Below are 21,886 nucleotides of genomic sequence, written 5' to 3' on the forward strand. Positions count from 1 at the left end.
CCGCCCAAGGTGAATGAGTATGGACAATTCCGCCAATCTTAGGAAAATGGTTGTACAAATAGGTGTGGGTAGGAGTATCGGAAGAAGGGTTTAACTGACCTTCAACTACTTCACCCTTAAGATTGACGACTACTAAGTCCGCTGGCGTTAATTCTTCATAACTAACACCTGACGGTTTAATCACATATAAGCCTTGCTGGCGGTCAATCCCGGAAACATTACCCCAGGTAAAGGTTACCAAGCCCAATTGGGGTAACTGCATATTTGCTTCATAAACTTCTTGTTTTAATTTTTCTAGCATTACTCATTCCTCATCTTTTAAGACAGTTGCTTGATTTTCCAAAGGCAATGCCTCTCGAAAACGTGCAAGATATTTTTCAGCACCCTCTGCACCTTCAGTCTCTGGGCTCAATGTCATAATTTCAGATTTAACAAATACTTTTGTATCCAAATAATCTGCAAGCGATTCCTGTGCACCAGATAACACATATTGAGCTAAAACTGCCATACCCCAAGGACCACCAGCACTAGCATTAGTCATAATTGAAATTGGTAAATTCAACATATTAGATAAGACTTGTTGCCCCACAACTGGTGTTTTAAAAAGACCACCTTGAGCAATCATCACATCAGTCGTGATTCCTTCTTCCTTAGTAAGAATATCCATGCCAATTCTAAGTGGAGCAAATGCTGAATACAGTTGAGCCAACATCAAATTTGCTAGAGTAAAATTACTACTTGGCGTTCTAAGCAAGAGCGGCCTGCCCTCTTGCGTTTGCGTAATTGGTTCACCTGAAAGATAACTGTAATTTACAAGACCACCAGCATCAGCATCAGCTTTGGTAGTATCTAAAAACAACTTACTGTATAGCTGGTCTGCAGTGATATTTTTACCCAATCGAGCCGCAAATTCACTAAAGACCTGTGCCCAAGCATTAATATCAGATGAGCAATTATTAATATGGACCATAGCAACAGGTGCGCCAGTTGGTGTAGTCACAATATCAATATCACGGTGTACTTTTTTCAGTGGCTTTTCCAAAACAACCATTGAAAATTCTGATGTTCCAACTGATATATTACCCGTTCGTAAGCGAACACTATTGGTACTAATCATCCCAGTTCCAGCATCACCTTCTGGTGGTGCCATGACGCTACCAGGCTGCAAAGTCCCTGTTGGATCAAGCAGGTGAGCACCTTCATCACTCAAATGTCCAGCAATCTCACCGGCTTTTAAAACATGTGGTAGAATTTCTTCAATTTTCCATGGGTATTTTTGAACTTTTTTCAAAGTATTAAATTTTTTTAAGCAACTTTGATCAAATTGTCCAGCTGCATCAATTGGAAACATTCCAGAAGCATCGCCTACACCAATATTTTTTTCACCTGATAACTGCCAATGGACATAACCAGCTAATGTTGTTAAATATGCAATCTGCTTAACATGTTCTTCATCATGTAAAATTGCATGATATAAATGTGCAATACTCCAACGTAAAGGAATATTAAAATCAAATAAGTCAGTTAGTTCAGTAGCAGCATCGCTTGTGATTGTATTCCGCCATGTTCTAAACGGAACTAATAACTTACCTGCTTGATCAAATGGTAAATAGCCATGCATCATGGCACTAATTCCAATTGAAGCAAGCTTTTTAATCGGAACATGATATTTACTACTTACATTAGCAGCTAATTGTGCATAACTTTGCTTTAGCCCCGTTAAAATTTCTGTTTGCGAATATGTCCATATGCCATCTTGTAAACTGTTTTCCCATAAAAAACTACCAGAAGCGATTGGCTGAAAGTCTGGTGTAATTAACACAGCTTTAATCTGAGTTGAGCCAAATTCAATCCCTAACGTTGTTTGGCCACTTTTAATTAGTTGTGCTATTTTAGCAATGGTCATCTAAGAGCCTCTTTCCTTAGGTTTATTTTTCTATACGTTTGCCTTCTAGAAAGCACTTTCATAATATATTTTTTATTAATCGTATTCAATACCCTTAAAAATTCATTCGCATAATTTTTAACTATTGTATAGGTTATAATTATTGATATTACTTAACTTTCACTTCACAAAAACTTTTATATGTTTTTTTCTAAAATATTAGAAATAATTCATTGTTTACCCTAGTATGTCAATTAACTTAGTTTTTACTTATATATCAGCATTTCAAGGTAGATAATTTTGCTATTTTTATTTATTCATGATATTATCTTAGTTAAAAAATAAAGATTATCTATTATTATCAAATATTTATTCGAATAAATTTCAGGAGAATTAGTTTGAAAAGTGATTATATCGCTATTACGGAAACCCTCAGGAATGAAATAACTTTAGGGAGCTTCAAAACCAATCAAAAATTACCAACTGAAAATGAATTAATGCAACGATTCCAATCCACGCGTTATTCAGTACGGAAGGCTTTAATTGAACTACAAAACGAACATTTAATTTATAAAGTTCAAGGTAGCGGAATGTATATCCAAGATTGGAACAAAAAATGGCAAGCTAATCCAAAAAGTAAAATAATTGGGCTAATCTGCACCCATATAGCAGATTACATTTTTCCCAAAATCATCTCACAAATTGATGCTGTAATTGAGCCTGCTGGTTATTCTTTGCTACTAGCTAATACTCATAATTATCCAGATAAAGAACGATTTAATTTAATAAAAATGCTCGATTCCCAAGTAGCTGGATTAATAGTTGAACCAAGTGAGAGTGCCAAACCTTGCCCAAATTCAGATATTTATAGACGAATTGCTAAAAGTAAAATCCCATTATTATTTATTAATGCTAAATATGCTGAATTCGATTTTCCTGCCATTACTAATTCTGATCGAGCATCGGAAAAAGAGTTAATTACTTATTTACTTAAACAGGGACACAAAAACATCCTTGGAATATTTCAAATTGATGATTGCCAAGGCGTTGAACGCATGCAAGGTTTTATTGCAGCATACCAATCTAGCAATATCAATTTAACTAATAGTAATCTAATTATGTATAACTCCCACGATTCCTTTTCAATTATTAGTCAAAAAATTGATGTTTATCTTAAAAGTAAGCAAGTGCCAACAGCAATTGCCTGTTATAACGACGAACTTGCTGTCTTAGTCATTGATAAGTTAAAAAACAAAAATATCAAGATTCCGCAAGATATATCTGTTGTTGGTTTTGATAATTTTGATTCTGCAACTTATTTGTCTCCTAGTTTAACCACCATGAATTATCAAAGAACTCTTGTCGGAAAAGAAGCTGGTAAGGGAATACTAACATTAATTAAAGGTAAAAAATTTTCCTCAATTGTGCATCAGCCACAATTACAAATACGTGATTCAGTTTGCACTCCTAAAAATAAGAAATCAAAAAGGCACTGATAAATTATCAGTGCCTTTTTGATTTCGAAACAATTATTTAGTTTTGCTTATGTCTATTTTGTAATGTATACAGATTATAATAGTAACCATGTTGATTAATTAATTCATCATGAGTACCACGTTCAACAATTTTGCCGTCGTCAAGTACAATTATTTGATTAGCATCAACAATTGTAGACAATCTATGAGCAATTGCTAAAGTAGTACGTCCCTGGCGTAAGCTTTTCAATCCCTTCTGAATTAAAGTTTCAGTTTCAGTATCAACATTTGCCGTTGCTTCATCCAAGACCAGAATTTTGGGATCTGTAACTAAAGTCCTAGCAAAAGATATTAGTTGTCTCTGCCCTTGACTAAATTCACTACCGCCTTCACCAACTTCTGCATGATATTCTCCACTTAGTTTTTTAATAAAATCATCTGCTTGTACGGTCTTAGCCGCCTTTCTTATTTGGTCGTCTGTAATTTTATCATTATATAATCTAATATTTGAACTTATGTCACCATAAAACATGAAAGGCTCTTGTAAAACAAGTCCAAGTTTCTGGCGAAGTTCGGCTTTAGGATACCTTCTAATATCTACACCATCTATTAAAATTTCACCTTGATAAAATTCATAAAAACGCATCATTACATTAATAATTGAACTTTTTCCTGATCCAGTATGCCCAACAATTCCTAAAGTTTCTCCGGGATTAACCGTGAAGGAAATATCATGTAAAATTTCATTTTGACCATCATAAGAAAAACTAACATGTTTAAATTCAATTTTCCCCTGCCTAATAGTCAGTCCTGATTGTTCATTTTGCACAGGTTCATAATTAGTATTATCTAAAATTTTGAAAATTCGTTTACCAGCAACTATTCCATCCTGAAAAAAGGTCATTTGATCCATTAAAGTTGCTATTGGATTGAAAAACTGTGAAATATATTGCGAAAATGCATAAACGACTCCCGCTGGAACAAAAGTTTCCCGCAATGGAAAGCCAAAATACATTAACGTCAATGCCAAGGCTAGTGAATATAATAAACTAGTCAATGGTGAAAGTAAGATTGAATTAAGAGTAATCATACTGAATCTAGTTCTCATCAAATTAGAATTTTCTTGTTCAAAATGATGGCTCATTCTCTCTTCCTGTTTGAACTGTTGAATAAGAGAAACACCTTCAATTGATTCATTTAAATTTGTATTAATCCTGCTTAAGCGTTCCCGATAATTACGATACAGCTTGGAACTTCTTTTTGAATACTGCCAAATAATCAATAATAAAATTGGTAGAAAAGCAAGGACAATAAAACCAGCTAATGTATTCGTCGAAAACATAGCGATTAAAGCAGAAACAATTGAAAAAAATGAAAGAACCACACTAGCTAAAACTGTCAGAAAATTGCTCAAAGTCATTGTATCATTGGTTACGCGTGACACAATGGAGCCTGCAGGAGTTTGATCAAAATAACGCATTCCTAAAGTATGCAATTTTTGATAAAGATCTGTTCGTAAAGCTTCTAATGATTTTTCTGACCCTAAAGCAAAAAAATATTCATAAGTAAACTGCAATATTGCCTTAACGATAGAGCCTAAAGCGTATAATATACCAGCAAAAATGATCACCTGTGTTGTAACATCTGCTTTTACTAGATAGTTATCCAGAAAGAACTGTAATCCATAGGGTAACAGCATATTAATTGCACTAACTAAGAATGCACCAATCCCAGCAACAATAATTTCATTTTTAAAACGCCAAACAAAACCAAGTAATCGTTTTAATATTTTTAACTGTTCTTTAACCGGAATTTCTTGAGCCCAAACAGATTGATTCGTCTCTTGTTCGTCCACACTATTCACCAGCCTTTTCTTCTAATTCTTGTTTTTGCCACATATCTGCATACCAACCATGAGCAGCTAATAACTGGTCATGAGTTCCACGCTCAACAATTTGACCATCTTTTAATACTAAAATCAGGTTAGCATGCATTACTGAAGTTAAGCGATGAGTTGCAATCACTGTTGTCTTGTCTTTGCGTTCTTGATTTAAAGACTTTAAAATTGCCATCTCAGTTCTGGCATCAACGGCCGATAAAGCATCATCCAAAATTAATATTTGACTTTTTTTAACCAAAGCACGTGCAATTGACATTCGCTGCTTTTGTCCTCCAGAAAGCGAAATACCATTTTCCCCTACCATAGTTTGATAATCTCTTGGCATTTGCATAATATCTTCATGTAAATCACTCTTTTTTGCAGCCGAAATAATTTCTGCTTTTTGTGCGTTCGTTTTTGCAAAAGAAATATTATTTTGAATATTAGTTGAAAACAAATAATTATTCTGTGGAACGTAAGAAATTTGTTTTAATAACAGTTCTAACGGAATTTGCCGAATATCTAAACCATTCAATGTAATTTGACCATCGTACTTATCAAACTCCCGTAAAAGCAGTTGAATGATTGAAGTTTTACCAGCTCCAACTTTACCGACTAAGCCTAATGTTTGCCCAGTCTTTAAAGTGAAATTAATATGATGTAGTACGGGGAGATTAGGTTCATCAGGATAGGCAAAAGAATTAATATGATATACTAAATCGCCAGTAATATCAGTCGCAGATAAATTTGGGTCAGCCTTATCATCTGTAATTTCAGGATTTTCAGCTAGTAATTTTTCAATCCGATCATAACTAGCACTGCCACGTTCTAAAATATTAAAAAGGTAGCCAATTGCAAACATGGGCCAAACCATATTGCCAATATAAGCAATAAAGGAAACTAGCTGACCAACTGATAATGAATGATTAACCACCATTAGCCCACCATAAATGATAGTTATAGCATAAGTTAAGCCAATCAGTAAGGTACTTAAGGGATCAAACATTGAATCCCACTTAAATACTTGTTTATTAATTTGAATTGTATCAGCAACCATAGAATTAAATGCTGCCGCATCAGCTTTTCCTTGACCGAAAGTTTTTATTACTTTTATTCCAGAAACTGATTCTTGCGTCTTATTATTTAAACGGGAAAAAGCTGCTTGAGATTTATCAAACGAATCGTGTAGTTTATCACCTAACTTCCAAGCCCCTACAGCTAAAAATGGTAAGGGTAATAAAGCAACTATTGTCAAACGCCAGTTTACAAAAGTCACCATAGCGGCCATGGTAGATAAGCCCATGACCAAAGAATCAACTAGGGTCAGTACCCCCTCACCTGCCACTTCTTGCACTGCCGAAACATCATTAGTAGCATGAGCCATCAAATCACCAGTTCGATGTCTTTGATAAAAAGTCCGATCCATTTCCATAAAATGACGAAATAGCTTTGACCGTAATTGTAACTCGAGTTCTGCAGCACCGCCCCAGATCTGCTTTCGCCAAAAATAGCGAAAACTATACAATAATAAAGCAGCAATAACAATTGTCAAAATCAGTAAGGTATATTCACTCCAAGAAATATGCCCTCGATTTAATTGATCAGCCATTAAGCCTAAAATACGTGGTGGGACTAAATTGACAAAAGACGTTAATATTAAAAATGTGATACCGATGAGGTACCTTTTTTTCTCCTGTTTAAAGAACCAACTTAATTTATAAAATATACTCATTATTCACCTAACTTTATTTATACAAAAAGACGGAGATAAACCCCGTCTTTTTCAATCTAGTAAAATTATTTATTTTTGATGTTTCATCATGTTCATTACTTGGTTGACCTTCTTAGCCGAAGGTTTCTGTCCCATTTGTGACATCATGGCAACAATCATATCTTCACTGATTGGTGGATTATCTTTAAAATATTTCTTCATATAAGTTCTTGCACCATAGAAGCCTCCTACAAGACCAATTAGTAGTGCAATAATAATTAAAAAAATTTCTAACCCTAAATTCATAAAACAGTCACCTCAATTTGTCCAATAAATATATCTTACCTAAAAATCATTTAAAATTAAAGGCTAAAGTTAATTTTTTCTTAAACCTTTTTTCCGTTGAATCGCTTTAGCTTTTTCAGAAGTAACTTCTTTACCATCTTTATCAAGTATTACCAAATTTTCGACATCTTGCTTAAAACTAGCCCGAAAGTTTTTGATAAATTCTTGGTGTAATTTTTCTCGTTCTTTTTCTTCCTCAGCAGTTAAACCTTCAGCCTTTTTCTTATGATAAAGTTCATTGATTCGGTCAACCATCTTTTTTTCTTTGTCTTTTGTCATTCTTTGCACCTCTCAATAAAAAAGTCTACCTTATTTTTAACTATAAAAAAAGTCTAAGCATTTAGAACATTTGTTTGCACATAACCCTAATATCTGCTAAAATAAACTTAATTTAAGATAATTGTCATTACTATAGGAGCGTATTTATGACTACCAAGCAAAATCCTAAACAACTGCAAATTCTCCAATATATCTATGATACTGTCCAAAAGCGTGGCTTCCCGCCTACTGTGCGCGAAATTTGCCATGAAGTAGGACTATCATCTACTTCAACTGTTCATGGTCACTTAACACGACTTGAACGAAAGGGACTCCTGCTTAAAGATGCTACTAAACCACGTGCCTTAGAAGTAACCGCTCAAGGTAAAAAAGTTTTGGGCATTAAAGCTACTGAAATTCCAATAGTTGGTGTGGTAACCGCTGGTGAACCAATTTTAGCAGTTGAAGATATCGAAGATTATTTTCCTCTTCCGCCAGATTTAGCTAATGATTCAGATAACCTATTTATGCTAAAAATTCATGGTGAAAGTATGATTAATGCTGGCATTTTAAACGGTGACAATGTTATTGTTCGCAAGCAAAGTTCAGCAATTAATGGTGAAATAGTAGTTGCTATGACCGATGAAAATGAAGCAACCGTTAAACGCTTTTATAAAGAAAAAGATCATTATCGTCTTCAACCTGAAAATGACAATATGGCACCAATTATTTTAGATAAAGTACAAATATTAGGTAAAGTGGTTGGACTTTATCGCAATAACATTTTCTAAATTGGCTAAAAAGCCTAATCAATAACTTTTAACTACAAATATCTAACTGCAATTAAATTGATATTTGTAGTTTTTTTATAAAAAAGGCTAACAAAAAGTAATGCCAATTTTCCACATCTATTAGATTTATTCGATTCACAAAGTTTTGGCGTTATTTTTTTGATAAATGCTTTAATATCAACTTATTTATTTTATTTTGTGAAATACGCCAATGTTTCATATAGGTTTCACAACCATATTTTTCACAAACTTTGCTTAAAATTCAGCAATTATCTTAGCCGCTAAGGTGAGAACAGTTTCATGAGCATCCAGCCCCCAGCCCCTATCATTGTGACATTCAATATTACTTAATGAATCTGCCGTAAATAAGATCTGCGCAAAATCAACTCGGCGAAATTGTGCACACGCAGCCATGGCTGCACATTCCATTTCAACGCAAGCCGCACCAAGTTCTCTAAATTGTTCTACCTTTTGAGCAGTTTCTCTAAAAAATCCTTTTAACTAATGTTCATGTTACAGCAAAAATTGCTCAATTTCCTTTTTGGTAATAAAAGTTTTTTAGCTTCATGGGTTAGATTAATTACAACATATTGATTTGCGTCAAAATCTAATAAAAATGGCTGTCGCACTTTAAAATCTTCTAGCTAAAATAATATTTGCAATATTTTAACATAAAAAAATAGAGCTATCTTTAATTAAAGACAGTTCTATTTTTTATTTGATTAACGACGCTTCTCAGCAATTCTTGCAGACTTACCATGACGTTCACGTAAGTAGTAAAGCTTAGCACGACGTACACGACCATGACGCAATACTTCAACTTTAGCTACACGTGGATCATTAACTGGGAAGGTACGTTCAACACCAACACCAGAAGCAATCTTACGAACAGTGTAAGCAGCTGCAATACCAGCGCCTTTACGCTTAATTACAACGCCTTCAAACATCTGAATACGTTCATGACTACCTTCAACAACACGTACATGAACACGGATAGTGTCCCCTGCACGAAAATCAGGAATATCATCACGTAATTGCTCTTTAGTTAATTCTTGAATTAATGGATCCATTGTTTTTCTCCTTCTTCGGCATTCATTAACGTTACTTCCGCCAGCGGAACACCCCTAATTATTAGTGCCTGTATAGCACCTGAACTATCTTAGCAAATTCTTGAGTGCAAATCAAGCTTTGTTAATTTCAGCTTTAATTTCACTTAACATCTTTTTTTCGGCTGTAGTCATAACATATTTTTCAAATAAGTCCGGCCTTTTAAGATAAGTCACTTTCAATGCTTCTTTATGACGCCATTCAGCAATTTTTTGATGGTTACCAGAAGTTAACACTGCCGGTACTTTCATGCCTTCAAAATTTTCAGGTCTGGTATATTGTGGGTACTCTAGTAATCCATGAGAAAAACTTTCATCAATCGGTGAAGCAGCATTGCCTAAAATACCAGGTAACAAGCGAATAGTTGCATCAATCATACTCATCGTTGGCAGTTCCCCACCAGTTAAAACATAGTCACCGATTGAAACCACTTCATCAGCCATATCATAAACCCGTTGATCAAAACCTTCATAATGACCACAAATAAAGGTTAAATTTTCTTCACGTGCCCAATTTTGAGCAACTTGTTGATTAAAAATTTTTCCTTGCGGAGCTGTAATGATTACTTTCCCTTTGTTTTTTAAGGAATCGAGTGCCCTTTTAATTGGCATAATCTGTAGGACCATTCCGGCGCCGCCACCATATGGTGCATCATCAACATGATGGTGAACATCAGCCGTAAAATCACGAAAATTGACTAAATTTAATTGCCACTTATTGTCCTCAAGTCCGCGACCAAGCATCGAAGTTTGTAGGGGCGTGAACATATCTGGAAAAAGAGTCAGTACGTTAATCTGCATCGCGCAAACCCTCCAGTAACTCAACATAAACTCGTTTATTGGTAATATCGACTTGTTTAACTACTTCATCAATATAAGGAAGTAGGTATTCATTCCCAGAATCTTCAGTAACTTCCCACACATCATTAGCACCAGGGGCTTCAATGCCAGTAATTTGCCCTAAATCATTACCAGTTAAATTATCAAGCACACGGCAACCTAAAATATCACGATAATAATATGTACCTGGAGGTAGTTGATGCTGATTAAGCTCACTCACTACCAATATTTTACCCATTAACTGCTTTGCCGCTTCAATTGTATCAATTTCGGTAAATTGAACTAGCCAAAATTGCTTAAATGGTCTAGCAGTTTTAACTGTTAAAGTTCTATCAGTGTCATTTTTTAGGGATAATTTATTGCCCGCAACAAAACGTTCCTGTGGGAAATCGGTAATTAAAGCGATTTTAAGTTCTCCCGCTAAGCCATGGGTAGTTAAAATTTTTGCAACATCGTAAAATTGCATTTTTTCTCCTAACTCAAAAGAAAAAAGTTTGAAGCATAAGGGGCCTCAAACTTTTAACCGGCAAATTCATTATTTATTGAATTTTGAATCATGCAACTTCTTCATTAAACCGGCACTTGAAAGTAGTGAACGAACTGTGTCAGAAGGTTGTGCACCCTTCTTTAGCCATTCAAAAATCTTATCCTCGTCAAGTTTCAATTCTTTTGGTTCTGAAACAGGATTGTAGTAACCTACTTCTTCAATAAAACGACCATCACGTGGCATTCTTGAATCTGCAACAACTATTCTATAAAAAGGCTTTCTTTTAGCACCCATACGGCGCATACGAATTTTAACTGACATAAATTTATTCCTCCTAAAAGTTACGGATTATAATATAGCACTTTTTTTAAAAAGTGTAAAGTGTTTTTCCTTAACATAGCGATTAAGAATGGTAGCGTTTAACTTTCATTCGTTTCTTTTTATTTTTTTTAAACTTTTTACCCATGTGTCTCATAGCCATGCGTCCCATCGGTGAATTCATCCCAGGTAAATTTTCCATCCCTTTAAAATTACCATTAGTAATTTTACTCATCATCTCGCGAGCTTGTTTGAATTGCTTAATCATTCGATTTACTTCTACAATCGGACGACCAGAGCCGGCAGCAATTCTTCTTCTGCGACTGGGGTTAAGTAATTCTGGATTTTCACGTTCTGCTTGAGTCATTGAAGAAATAATTGCTTTAACATAAACAATTTGTTTCTTATCAAAATTCATATTCTTTAATTGCGGATTATTAGCCATTCCTGGAATCATTTTGACTATTTGATCAAGTGGCCCCATCTTTTCAACTTGCTCCAGTTGATCAACAAAATCATTGAAATCAAAAGTATTTTCTTTCATTTTTGCTGCAACAGCTGCTGCTTTTTTGGCATCATAGTCTTGCTGGGCTTTCTCAATTAAAGTGAGCATATCACCCATTCCCAAGATTCGTGAGGCCATCCGATCTGGATAAAACTGTTCTAAATCAGTTAATTTTTCACCCTGTCCAGTATAAATAATCGGCTTACCAGTCACCGCTCTGATTGAAAGCGCTGCTCCACCTCGGGTATCTCCATCAAGCTTAGTTAAGATAATGCCGGTAATATCAAGCCGATTATCAAATCCAGTTGCCACGTCAGTAGCAACTTGCCCTGTCATTGCATCGACAACTAGCAAAATATTATCTGGTTGGGCAATTTCTTTTACTTGTTCAAGCTCCTCCATTAAGGGCTCATCAATTTCCAACCTACCAGCAGTATCGATAATCACATAGTCGTTCTTGTTTTGCTCTGCTTGTTTCAATCCATTTGCGACAATTTGTGCTACATCTGATTGATCCTGCTCACTATAAACTGGTACTTTTAAATCAGCACCAATTTGTTGCAATTGTTCGATAGCTGCTGGACGGTAAATATCACCAGCAATGAGTAATGGCCGCGCTTTTTCTTTTTCAATTAGTTGATTAGCTAATTTACCAACCGTAGTTGTTTTACCAGTACCCTGTAAACCAACCATCATAATTATTGTAGGAATATGCTTTGATTTATTCAGAGTAGTTGCACTTGAACCCATCATCTTGGTCAATTCATCATTAACTATTTTGATGACTTGTTGCCCTGGATTTAGACTCTCTTGAACTTCTTTACCTAGCGCTTCTTTTTTGATTTTTTTAATAAAATCTTTTACTACTTTAAAATTAACATCAGCTTCAAGTAAAGCTAGTCTAATCTCTCTACTCGCTGCATTAATGTCTTCTTCTGAAATTTTACCTTTACCGGTTAAATTACGTAATGCTTTTTGAATTCGTTCGCTTAAATTTTCAAAGGCCATGAATTATTCTCCTCTCATTTTTGCTAATAAATCATTGATTAAACTTAAAGCTTGGTCCTGCTTTTTTTGCTTAACAATCTCACTAAGACTAGCTAATGCTTGCTCAATCTCATTATATTCTTTTTGCATTTGCAATTTTTCTTCATAGTTAAACAAAAGCTTGCGACATCGCCGCAAATTATCATAAACTGCCTGGCGCGAAACCTGGTGGTTAGCCGCAATTTCACTCAAAGAAAGATCATTGTAATAATAATCTTCAAAATAATTCTGCTGACTTTTTGTTAAAAGCTTACCATAATAGGCATATAAATCACCTATTGTTTCGTTTTTTTCTAGTTCATCCATTACTTTTTCACCTTGAATTAGTATAGCAAAAATGCCGTTAAATGACGATCTTGAAAGTTATATTTAGTAAAGTAAAACTTGGCAAAACTTGATTTTCAAGCTAAATATAGGTATGATTACCACTAGTATAATTAGAGATTAATTTATTGATGGTGCTTAGTCATGCTGAACTTAGTACCCTTTTTTATTTATACAATTTACAGTGCTAATACGCTTAGTTCACCCGTAATAGTGCAGAGGTTGTTTTATTAAAATCAAGGAGAAATGAAATTGAATTTATGGAAAACAATGAACCGGAAAGAAGATCCTAGTATCTATCAACAAAAAGATGGCCAACTAGTTAGAACTTTAAAGGTACGCGATTTTCTTGCTCTTGGGGTAGGCACAATCGTATCAACTTCTATTTTTACTTTACCAGGAGAAGTAGCTGCTCTACATACAGGACCTGCTGTTGCTATTTCTTGCTTGTTCGCAGCCATTGTTGCTGGTTTAGTCGCTTTTGCTTATGCGGAAATGGCAGCAGCAATGCCTTTTGCAGGTTCTGTTTATTCATGGATTAATGTCATTTTTGGGGAATTCTGGGGGTGGATATCAGGCTGGGCGCTCTTAGCAGAATACTTAATTGGTATGGCTTTTATTAGTTCGGGCTTATCAGCTAATCTACGCGCACTGGTTACTCCACTGGGCTGGAAATTACCTACTGCCTTAGCCAATCCACTAGGAGTTAAGGGTGGAATATTTGACTTAGTGGCTTTGGTTGCCATTTTGCTATCGGCTATTTTAGTTAGTTTTGGGGTATCAAAAGCATCAAAAGTCGAAAATGCCTTAGTAGTGGTTAAAGTAATGGCAATTTTATTATTTGTCTTTGTCGGTTTAACTGTGGTTAGAAAAGCTAATTTTATGCCATTTATTCCACATTACCGCATGACAGCCCATGGACCATTTGGGGGTTGGCAGGGAATTTATGCTGGAGTATCAATGATCTATATATCTTTTTTGGGCTTTGATGCTATCGCTTCAAATTCCGCCGAAGCTGTTAATCCTCAAAAGACTATGCCTCGGGGTATCATTGGCTCCTTATTAATAGCTGTCGGATTATTTATTGCTGTAAGTCTAGTATTAGTAGGAATGGTACCTTATCAGAAGTACTTAAACTCGGCCGAACCAGTCGGTTATGCCTTACGTCAAACTGGTCATACGACAATTGCCCTTATTGTGCAATCAATTGCAATTCTAGGGATGTTTACAGCTTTAATTGGTCTTTGCATGGCAAGTTCGCGGTTAGTATACTCTTTTGGTCGGGATGGAATGTTACCTAAAAAATTAGGAAAATTAAACAAAGATCATCGCCCTGCCAGTTCACTCTGGGCAGTATCACTAGTAGCAATTATTATTTCTGCATTTATCCCATTTTCATTTTTAACACAGTTAGTTTCCGCTGGTACGTTAATTGCCTTTATGTTTGTTTCAATTGGTATCTATAAATTGCGACCAAGAGAAGGTCAAGATATTGCTGAACCATCTTTTAAGATGCCATTTTATCCCGTACTACCTTTTTTAGCATTTAGTGGCTCACTCGTTGTATTTTTAGGTTTAGATAATGAAGCTAAACAATATATGCTGATTTGGACAGTTGTTGGTATATTAATCTACTACCTATATGGTATTCATCATTCAACTATTACCGCAAGAAAATAATTAGTAGCTCTAATCGTAAAGGTTAGAGCTTTTTTTAAATAAAAAAATAACCCAGAATAATCCTGGATTATTTAAATATCGTACTTAAGTTAGCAACAGCAGACTATTATAATTATTAAATTTCACCAATCTAATAAATCAATTATAAATTAGCATCCATATTAAAAGTCAATTTTGACATATTAATCGAATCAATCATCATTTGACCCCATAATTTTTCTGATTGCTTTCGCGTATAGGCAACTGTTTCTTGATTAGCCTTAGTCAAATAATCAGTTAATTCTACACCCTTTTTATTAGCTGCACCAATAATAACTTCATTAACACGACTGCGATAGTATTGATTCAATTCCTTTAAATAGTCAGTATCTAATTGAACAAATTGCGGATAGTGACTTTCTACTAATACTGCTAGAGATTTGTAATACCACCATGCATCATTCATGTTATATTCCATTGAAGTATTGCTATATGATGGATCCGTGTCATTCATATTCGCAAAGAATGGAACAAATGGTGTGAAAGTTGGTCCACCAATACATAGCCACATAATTGCTGCTTTATCAGCTGGAACATCATTTCTTATTTGTAAAATATGCGCATTTTGGGTTCTATTTAACCCAATTGGGCGAAAACGGTGCTTTTCTTCTTCTGTTCCCTTACCAAAAGGATCAAAAGGTGTATTTTGATAATGACTCCCCAAAACAAATTCAATATCTTCACGCGTAATCTTTTTAGCAGCGCGACGAATAAATGGTAAATCGCCATCTGTTGGATCTTGCTCAATTTCAGGATTAAAATACTTCTGTCCATACCAAACGCGGTTGGTGTTATAGTAGCGATCTTGTTGGCTGTATGTACCAAATATATGGCGGAAATTCCAACCCTCGTGATCAACATTTAAGTGGTACTTAGTAACAAAATCTTGAATGCCTTCACTCCACATGAAATTATCTGAATCATTAAAATCAACTTGTTCAATCGAAACTCGGTTAGCAGCAACTGCATAAGCATCATCTGGAATTCTTTGGGCTACCCAATGATGACCAGTAACAATTTCCATATACCAAATTTCATCTTTGTCACCAAATAAAACAGAATTACCAGCTGGTGAGCCGTATTTTTTAATTAATTTACCTAAATATTCAACTCCATTTCTAGCAGAATGAATATAAGGTAAAACAACCGTTTGCATACAGTCTTCATCAAGACCATCCTTCACTAATGGATCAAAGGCTAGTGCGCGTTCGTTACCATAGGTTGATTCAGTACATGACATTGCCACATTTTCTTGGTTAATACCACTTTCATCATAATAGCCACGATTTTTATAATCCACGTTAGGAACCGCTGGTACAGCTTGAGCATCTTCTGGCAAATCCATTGCAAAATTATTAAGCCATGACTTAATCTTGCGTCCCTTTTCTTTTTTAGCAGCTGGTTCAATGATAAATTTCTGAGGGGTAATTGGCCTAAAAGTATCATCATTTCTAGCAATCATGGTTGATCCATCAACAGATGCCTTTTTACCAACTAAAATTGTTGTACAAGCGCTATATTCTTTCATAAAATATCTCCTTTTTATTCTATCTTAAACTAAGTCATGGAAAAGTCCAACCGCATAATTAGCGGCATCAAAATCTGCTAAGTCACTAGCTTTTTCTCCTAGGCCAACTAATTTAACCGGCAATTTCATTTCATTTCTAATTGCTAACACTACTCCCCCTTTAGATGAACCATCTAACTTAGTTAAAACTAAACCCGTTAATTTGGTCGTTTTATCAAAATCTTTTGCCTGCAAAAGTGCATTTTGTCCAGTTGAGCCATCTAAAACTAGTAAAGTTTCAGTTGGTTCATTAGGCGCTAACTTTTTTATAGTCCGTTCAATTTTTTCTAGCTCATTCATCAGATTCTTCTTATTTTGTAGACGCCCCGCCGTATCAACCAACAAATAGTCTGCTTGCTCTTTAATTGCTTTTGCAGTTGCGTCAAAGACTACCGAAGCAGGATCAGCTTGATCTTTACCGGTTACAACTGGCGCATCAACTCGTTTGCCCCATTCAACAAGTTGCTCAACAGCACCTGCCCTAAAAGTATCAGCAGCAGCTAGTACAACTGTTTTGCCCTCGTCTTTGAAGCGCTTAGCTAATTTACCAATGGTAGTAGTCTTGCCTGCACCATTTACACCAACAAAAAGATAAATGTTAAGCTGTCCATCATCGTGTACACGTAACTGCTCATTTTCGCTATCACCATTTTGGTCATAAAGATCGACTAACTTCTCAACAATTACTTTCTTTAAATCATCACGTGATTTAGCTTTTTGTAATTTTGCTTCATCACGCAACTCATTTGTTAGATTTTCAGCTGTTTCATAGCCCACATCCGATTCGATTAATAGTTCTTCTAAGTCATCAAAAAAATCTTCATCTACAGTTCGAAATTGGGCAAAAAATTTATTTAAACGCGCACCAAAACCTTTGTTAGTTTTTTCAAGTCCCTTTTCGTATAAGTCAGCATTATTAGCAGCGTTATATTCACTTGCTGGTATTTGTGCCGTACTCGGATCAAGATTTGCTTCAGCATCCGTTTTTGTTGTGATTGTACTCTCTTTTACCGCTGAGTCTGAAATAGCAGTAGCTGTTTTAAAATCAGCTTCTTTTTTGGCATTTACCTTTTTCTTTTCGTTATCAAGAGCTTGTTTAGCTTGATCATCATTCACAGATGACAAAGCATCATCAGCTTCAACATCTACTACCGTATTAGTCGGCTTTTCTTTATTTTTTTCGTCATCATTATTACCAAACAGTGACTTTTTGATTTTATTGAATAATCCCAATCCTAATTTACCTCATTTTTTAATTCTTTTAATGAAACTGACAAAACTTGTGAAACGCCAGATTCTTGCATTACAACTCCATATAATTGATCAGCACGTTCCATGGTACCACGCCGATGAGTAATAACAATAAATTGCGTGTGCATATCGTATTTTTCTAAAAACTGTGCAAAACGAGTCACATTGGCATCATCAAGTGCCGCTTCAACTTCATCTAATACACAAAAAGGAACCGGTTTAACCTTTAACATTGCAAATAGCAACGTAATAGCTGTTAAAGCTCGTTCTCCACCAGATAATAAGCTAAGTTGCTGTAATTTCTTACCTGGTGGCTGGGCTACTATTTCAACTCCAGTAGTTAATAAATCATCTGGGTTGGTTAAAACAAGCTTAGCATTTCCTCCCCCAAACACAACTGGAAAAAGAGTAGCAAAACTTTTAGCAACTGCTGTAAAGGTCTGATTAAACCTAGTTGAAACTTCTTGATCTAGTTCCGCCATTGATTGACGCAAATTATCACGGCCCTTTAACAAATCATTTTGCTGATTATTAAGAAAATCATAACGTTTTTTAACTTCATCATATTCCTCAATAGATTTTAAATTAACTGGACCAATTTCTGCAATTGACATTTGATGAAGTTTAACACTTTTTTGCAGTTGTTCCCTAGTAGTTGCATCATTTTCACCTTCAGCTTGAGCCAATGCTGCTTCATAAGTTAAAGCATAATCCTCACTAAGCTGACCAAGACACTGATCAATTTTACTATTTAATTGAGCGATTTGAACTGAAAGATCTTCTTGCTCTCCTGCCGCGTCTTTACGTAAGTCATAATTTCGGCTAGCTACTTGATCAAGTTGGTTAATTTTTGCATCAAATTGTCCCAAATGAGAACTCAAACTATTTAATTGCTCTTGCAGTTTAGTTTGCTGCAGAGTGCTCTGCTCTTTTTCAATTTTCATTTGCTGCTTTTTATCTTGATCTACTGCGCCACTTTGAATGATTGTCTCTAACTTTTTAGTTAATACGCTAATTTGCTTTTGGTGATGGGTTAAATCATGCTGCTTTTCTTCTTGTTGTTTAGATAAATTTTCTAACTTATTGCTAAAAACAGCGATTTGTGGATCTACTTCGGCTAGCTTAGCTTGAACTTCTTGATTTAATTCGGTAAAGTTTTTTATCTTGTCCTGAGTTTTTTCAATTTCAACTTTTTGTTGATGGATTTTTTTAATTAATTTTACCTTTTGCTTTTCGGCAATATTAAGCTTTTCTTTAATATCTATTCTTTGCTGTGCTCGTTCTTCTTGACGAGCTTCAAATAATTTTTTAGCCGCTTTAAGCCGCTTTACTTCCTTTTCTTGATTTTGATATGAAAGTACTGCTTCATTCAAGTCTTGACTACATTTTTGCTTTTGGGCCTCTAGCTGACTAATTTCTTGAGCTAAAGATTCATTTGTTACCGATAATACTGCAAAATCAGCTTGATTTTTTGCTAATTGCTCCTTCAACATATCCATTGTTACTTTTAACTGATTAAGTTCAGTAACCGTTTGTAAGGGGGAATTGCTTTTTTGATTGCGGGCTCCCCCAGTCATTGACCCACCAGGAGAAATCACATCTCCATCAAGGGTCACTATGCGATACCGCGAGATTTGTTGCCGCAATTGCATTGCGTGATCAATTGTATCTACAATTATTGTACTTGCTAAAAGATAATTAATTGCTGCACTAATATCTTGCTTGGTAGTACTTGTTACTAGCTCACTTGCTATTCCTTGAAAGCCAGTATATGATTCCATCAGCCTGACGACTGAAGTTGGGATTGCATGATTATTTAGTCCGTCTAAAGGCAAAAATGTCGCCCGTCCCGCATGACTTCTTTTTAATTGATTAATTGCATCTCTTGCACTAACATTGGTCGTAGTCACAAGGTCCTGAACACCTCCCCCTAGAGCAGTTGCCATTGCTGCTTCTAATTCAACTGGAAAAGAGATTAACTCACCTACTGCGCCAATAACACCAGGATACTTGTCTAAATTATTTAAAACATTTTTGACTCCAAAGTAATACCCTTCATGACGTTTACGAATATTTTCTAAAGCTTCATAGCGAGCACAAACTTGGCTGTATCGCTGACTGTTATCATTTAATACCTGGCGTAAACGCTCTAATTTACTTTTACTCTCAGCCTGTTGATCATTTAAAGCAGATAGCTGCTTTTGCGCCGCTTGAAGTTTTTCTTTTAAAGCTTTTCCTTCACTACTGAGTCTTTCTAGCTCACTTGTTCCCTTTATTAATTGATCAGTCACATCATCATTTTGATATGTACTATCATCGCTAGTTCTTTTTAATTCTGAATTAAGATAAACAATTTCATTATTATTTGAGGTTTGCTCTTGTAACAATTGAATGTATTGCGCACGCAATTGCTCTAAATCTTTATTCATTTGAGCTGGATCTTGCTGCAAGCGATATGTTAGTTCGGTCCTTTTAGCATTTAATTCCTTTAATTGTTGTTTCAAATCCTGTTCTGTTTTGCTTAAGTTCGCATAGTCTACCTGACAACTTTTAACTGATTTTTTTAAATTTGCTAATTCAGACTGATATTCCTTTTTCGTTGCTTCAGTGTATTGTTTACTCTGTTCAGCCACTTGTAAATTAGTATTAATATCAGAAAGTTTCTTTGTCAAAGCCAGTAATTCATTTTGAATTTGTTCACGTTGATCATTAATTTGCTTATATTCATTTCTTTTAGCAGCTAACGCATTCTGAGATTCTTTTACTTCTCGGTCAAGCTTTGACAAAAGAACTTGATTTTGTTTAGCCTTTTTCTGAAGCAAATGTTTTTGACTATCGATATTTTCAATTTCAAAAGCTAGTAATGTTTTTAGTTCTTTATCGAGACCATTCTTTTGAAACTGATATTCTTTTGCAAGAGAACTTTGCTCTTCTAAAGGCTCAATTCTTTGCTCTAGCTCTTTAACCAAATCATTAATTCTAATTAAATTATCAGTTGTTTGCTCTAATTGAAGATTCGCTTGCTCTTTTTGCTTTTTAAAAGATAAAATACCAGCTGCTTCTTCAAACAAGCCACGCCGATTTTCGGGGCGCGAATTTAAAATTTGATCAACTCGTCCTTGAGAAATAATGGCTAAACTGTCTTGTGACACACCTAAGTCCATAAATAAATCACGGATATCGCGTTGACGTACATTACGTTTATTAATTAAATATTCACTATCACCTGAACGCAAAATTCTTCTGGTAACGATCACCCTATTTGCTTCAAAATTCAAATCATGCTGTTGATTATCAAAAATCAAGGAAACTTGAGCATAACTAGCTGATTTGCGAAACTCACTACCAGCAAAAATAACATCTTTCATATTAGAACCACGTAGTGATTTTGCACTTGTTTCACCCATTACCCAACGGATGGCCTCAGTAATATTACTTTTCCCACTGCCGTTAGGACCAACAATGCCAGTAATTCCCGTATCGAATTTAATCGTTGTTTTTTCGGCAAATGATTTAAAACCATCAATAATAAGTTCCGTTAATGGCACAAATTTATCCCCCCTAATTAAGTCTAGCTAAAGCAGCTCTTGCTGCATCCTGCTCGGCTGTTTTCTTATTATGCCCTTGCCCTTGCGCTAAAACATGACCATCCGCTTTTAATTGAACAGTAAAGCGTGAGGGAGTTTGTTCTTCTTTTAGTACTGTATATTCAATTTTAACGGGTCCATCTTGTTGTAAAAATTCTTGCAAATCAGTTTTATAATCACGAGAAGCATCAAATTTACCCGCATCAATTAGCGGATAAACAGTTAAACTTAGAAAATGTTCTACAGCATCCATTCCTTGATCAAGAAAAAGTGCCCCATTAAAAGCTTCAAAAACATCTTCTAACAAAGTTTTGCGTGATCTGGCACTCGCTTTTTCTTCACCACGACCCAGATTTATTTCAGCAGGAAAGCCGAATTTATATGCAAATTCAGCAAAGCCCTCGGTGTCTACAATGTTTGAACGCATTCGTGTTAATTCGCCCTCATTTAAACTTGTAAAATTACGATATAAGTAATTGGAAATAGCTAATTCTAACACTGCATCCCCTAAAAATTCTAATTTTTCATAATCCCGAATCCCACTTTCAGGATGCTCATTGGCATAGGATGAATGTGTGAAAGCTTCTTCTAATAATTTTTTATTATTAAACTTAATTTTATATTTTTCTGCTAATTGATTAATAAATTTCGAACTGACCATCTTATAAATTCCTTTCTTTATAAATTATACCAGTTTTTGGTACCTAAAATAAAAAAGAAAACTATTACAACATTTATGCAATAGTTTTCTTAACTAATAAATCGCTTTTTCTAAATTATAAAAATGCCCC

Annotated in this window: 19 protein-coding genes and 1 pseudogene; 3 read left to right on the plus strand and 17 right to left on the minus strand. The window is 35.0% G+C overall.

All coding sequences use genetic code 11. From position 1 onward, the window contains the following. Together BM203_RS03135 and BM203_RS03140 are read right to left on the minus strand one after the other, a co-directional pair. The coding region (locus BM203_RS03135; RefSeq protein WP_208856619.1) for a class II aldolase/adducin family protein at window positions 1–301 on the minus strand (301 nt) is incomplete at its 3' end. Between the two features lie 3 nt (window positions 302–304). Continuing rightward, the gene (locus tag BM203_RS03140) at window positions 305–1,906 is read right to left on the minus strand and encodes a xylulokinase (RefSeq protein ID WP_090092695.1); all 1,602 of its coding nucleotides are present in this window, start codon (window positions 1,904–1,906) and stop codon (window positions 305–307) included. A 377-nt stretch (window positions 1,907–2,283) separates the two neighbouring features. Between BM203_RS03140 and BM203_RS03145 the strand changes: the two genes are divergently transcribed. Then, window positions 2,284–3,381, plus strand: coding sequence for a GntR family transcriptional regulator (locus BM203_RS03145; protein WP_090092697.1), 1,098 nt, complete (start codon window positions 2,284–2,286; stop codon window positions 3,379–3,381). 37 nt (window positions 3,382–3,418) lie between these two features. On the opposite strand, the gene BM203_RS03150 is transcribed toward BM203_RS03145, so the two are convergent. From BM203_RS03150 to BM203_RS03165, 4 genes are all read right to left on the minus strand, one after another. Next, entirely contained in the window at window positions 3,419–5,215 is a 1,797-nt protein-coding gene (locus tag BM203_RS03150; RefSeq protein ID WP_090092954.1) for an ABC transporter ATP-binding protein, read from the minus strand. Between the two features lies 1 nt (window position 5,216). Beyond that, window positions 5,217–6,971 (minus strand): ABC transporter ATP-binding protein, encoded by a 1,755-nt coding sequence (locus BM203_RS03155; RefSeq protein ID WP_090092698.1) that lies wholly within the window; start codon window positions 6,969–6,971, stop codon window positions 5,217–5,219. A gap of 69 nt (window positions 6,972–7,040) precedes the next feature. Beyond that, the gene (locus BM203_RS03160; protein ID WP_090092700.1) at window positions 7,041–7,256 is read right to left on the minus strand and encodes a YneF family protein; all 216 of its coding nucleotides are present in this window, start codon (window positions 7,254–7,256) and stop codon (window positions 7,041–7,043) included. Between the two features lie 69 nt (window positions 7,257–7,325). Next, window positions 7,326–7,574: a DUF896 domain-containing protein gene (locus BM203_RS03165; protein WP_090092702.1), complete on the minus strand. Its 249-nt coding sequence runs from the start codon at window positions 7,572–7,574 to the stop codon at window positions 7,326–7,328. Window positions 7,575–7,720: 146 nt separating this feature from the next. On the opposite strand from BM203_RS03165, the gene lexA reads away from it, so the two are divergent. Next, window positions 7,721–8,344: a transcriptional repressor LexA gene (gene lexA / locus BM203_RS03170; protein WP_090092703.1), complete on the plus strand. Its 624-nt coding sequence runs from the start codon at window positions 7,721–7,723 to the stop codon at window positions 8,342–8,344. 255 nt (window positions 8,345–8,599) lie between these two features. Here the strand turns inward: lexA and BM203_RS03175 are convergent. The 7 genes and pseudogenes from BM203_RS03175 to ylxM all read right to left on the minus strand — a co-directional run. Continuing rightward, window positions 8,600–8,839: pseudogene (locus BM203_RS03175) on the minus strand (phosphorylase family protein); the annotation flags it as partial. 227 nt (window positions 8,840–9,066) lie between these two features. Continuing rightward, entirely contained in the window at window positions 9,067–9,414 is a 348-nt protein-coding gene (rplS, locus tag BM203_RS03180; protein WP_090092706.1) for a 50S ribosomal protein L19, read from the minus strand. 111 nt (window positions 9,415–9,525) lie between these two features. After that, window positions 9,526–10,251, minus strand: coding sequence for a tRNA (guanosine(37)-N1)-methyltransferase TrmD (trmD, locus tag BM203_RS03185; protein WP_090092708.1), 726 nt, complete (start codon window positions 10,249–10,251; stop codon window positions 9,526–9,528). Then, window positions 10,241–10,756: a ribosome maturation factor RimM gene (gene rimM, locus BM203_RS03190; protein ID WP_090092709.1), complete on the minus strand. Its 516-nt coding sequence runs from the start codon at window positions 10,754–10,756 to the stop codon at window positions 10,241–10,243. Before rimM ends, trmD begins: the two co-directional genes overlap by 11 nt. Before the next feature lie 69 nt (window positions 10,757–10,825). Beyond that, complete coding sequence (gene rpsP / locus BM203_RS03195) at window positions 10,826–11,098, minus strand: 30S ribosomal protein S16 (protein WP_090092711.1); 273 nt, start codon at window positions 11,096–11,098, stop codon at window positions 10,826–10,828. 82 nt (window positions 11,099–11,180) lie between these two features. Beyond that, window positions 11,181–12,608 (minus strand): signal recognition particle protein, encoded by a 1,428-nt coding sequence (gene ffh / locus BM203_RS03200; protein ID WP_090092713.1) that lies wholly within the window; start codon window positions 12,606–12,608, stop codon window positions 11,181–11,183. A gap of 3 nt (window positions 12,609–12,611) precedes the next feature. Then, window positions 12,612–12,953: a YlxM family DNA-binding protein gene (gene ylxM / locus BM203_RS03205; RefSeq protein ID WP_090092714.1), complete on the minus strand. Its 342-nt coding sequence runs from the start codon at window positions 12,951–12,953 to the stop codon at window positions 12,612–12,614. Window positions 12,954–13,223: 270 nt separating this feature from the next. On the opposite strand from ylxM, the gene BM203_RS03210 reads away from it, so the two are divergent. Then, window positions 13,224–14,651, plus strand: a complete 1,428-nt coding sequence (locus BM203_RS03210; protein WP_165777869.1) for an APC family permease — start codon at window positions 13,224–13,226, stop codon at window positions 14,649–14,651. Window positions 14,652–14,793: 142 nt separating this feature from the next. Here BM203_RS03210 and BM203_RS03215 read toward each other — a convergent pair whose 3' ends face one another. From BM203_RS03215 to rnc, 4 genes are read right to left on the minus strand one after another with little or no spacing between them, the layout of a single operon-like run. After that, on the minus strand, window positions 14,794–16,218 hold the full coding sequence (locus BM203_RS03215; protein ID WP_090092716.1) for a C69 family dipeptidase: 1,425 nt from the start codon (window positions 16,216–16,218) through the stop codon (window positions 14,794–14,796). A 24-nt stretch (window positions 16,219–16,242) separates the two neighbouring features. Then, entirely contained in the window at window positions 16,243–17,490 is a 1,248-nt protein-coding gene (gene ftsY / locus BM203_RS03220) for a signal recognition particle-docking protein FtsY (RefSeq protein ID WP_090092718.1), read from the minus strand. Between the two features lie 2 nt (window positions 17,491–17,492). Further along, complete coding sequence (gene smc, locus BM203_RS03225; protein WP_090092720.1) at window positions 17,493–21,056, minus strand: chromosome segregation protein SMC; 3,564 nt, start codon at window positions 21,054–21,056, stop codon at window positions 17,493–17,495. 13 nt (window positions 21,057–21,069) lie between these two features. Next, window positions 21,070–21,756, minus strand: coding sequence for a ribonuclease III (rnc, locus tag BM203_RS03230; RefSeq protein ID WP_090092722.1), 687 nt, complete (start codon window positions 21,754–21,756; stop codon window positions 21,070–21,072). Window positions 21,757–21,886: the final 130 nt, after the last annotated feature.

Origin of the sequence: Lactobacillus bombicola, assembly GCF_900112665.1 — a bacterium.
GTDB classification, from domain to species: domain Bacteria; phylum Bacillota; class Bacilli; order Lactobacillales; family Lactobacillaceae; genus Lactobacillus; species Lactobacillus bombicola.

Coding starts and splice junctions, on each gene's coding strand:
- lexA (WP_090092703.1), top strand. CDS start 7,721: ATGACTACCAAGCAAAATCCTAAACAACTGCAAATTCTCCAATATATC.
- trmD (WP_090092708.1), bottom strand. CDS start 10,251: ATGCAGATTAACGTACTGACTCTTTTTCCAGATATGTTCACGCCCCTA.
- ylxM (WP_090092714.1), bottom strand. CDS start 12,953: ATGGATGAACTAGAAAAAAACGAAACAATAGGTGATTTATATGCCTAT.
- rnc (WP_090092722.1), bottom strand. CDS start 21,756: ATGGTCAGTTCGAAATTTATTAATCAATTAGCAGAAAAATATAAAATT.
- BM203_RS03165 (WP_090092702.1), bottom strand. CDS start 7,574: ATGACAAAAGACAAAGAAAAAAAGATGGTTGACCGAATCAATGAACTT.
- BM203_RS03215 (WP_090092716.1), bottom strand. CDS start 16,218: ATGAAAGAATATAGCGCTTGTACAACAATTTTAGTTGGTAAAAAGGCA.
- rpsP (WP_090092711.1), bottom strand. CDS start 11,098: ATGTCAGTTAAAATTCGTATGCGCCGTATGGGTGCTAAAAGAAAGCCT.
- BM203_RS03160 (WP_090092700.1), bottom strand. CDS start 7,256: ATGAATTTAGGGTTAGAAATTTTTTTAATTATTATTGCACTACTAATT.
- rimM (WP_090092709.1), bottom strand. CDS start 10,756: ATGCAATTTTACGATGTTGCAAAAATTTTAACTACCCATGGCTTAGCG.
- BM203_RS03155 (WP_090092698.1), bottom strand. CDS start 6,971: ATGAGTATATTTTATAAATTAAGTTGGTTCTTTAAACAGGAGAAAAAA.
- rplS (WP_090092706.1), bottom strand. CDS start 9,414: ATGGATCCATTAATTCAAGAATTAACTAAAGAGCAATTACGTGATGAT.
- ffh (WP_090092713.1), bottom strand. CDS start 12,608: ATGGCCTTTGAAAATTTAAGCGAACGAATTCAAAAAGCATTACGTAAT.
- BM203_RS03140 (WP_090092695.1), bottom strand. CDS start 1,906: ATGACCATTGCTAAAATAGCACAACTAATTAAAAGTGGCCAAACAACG.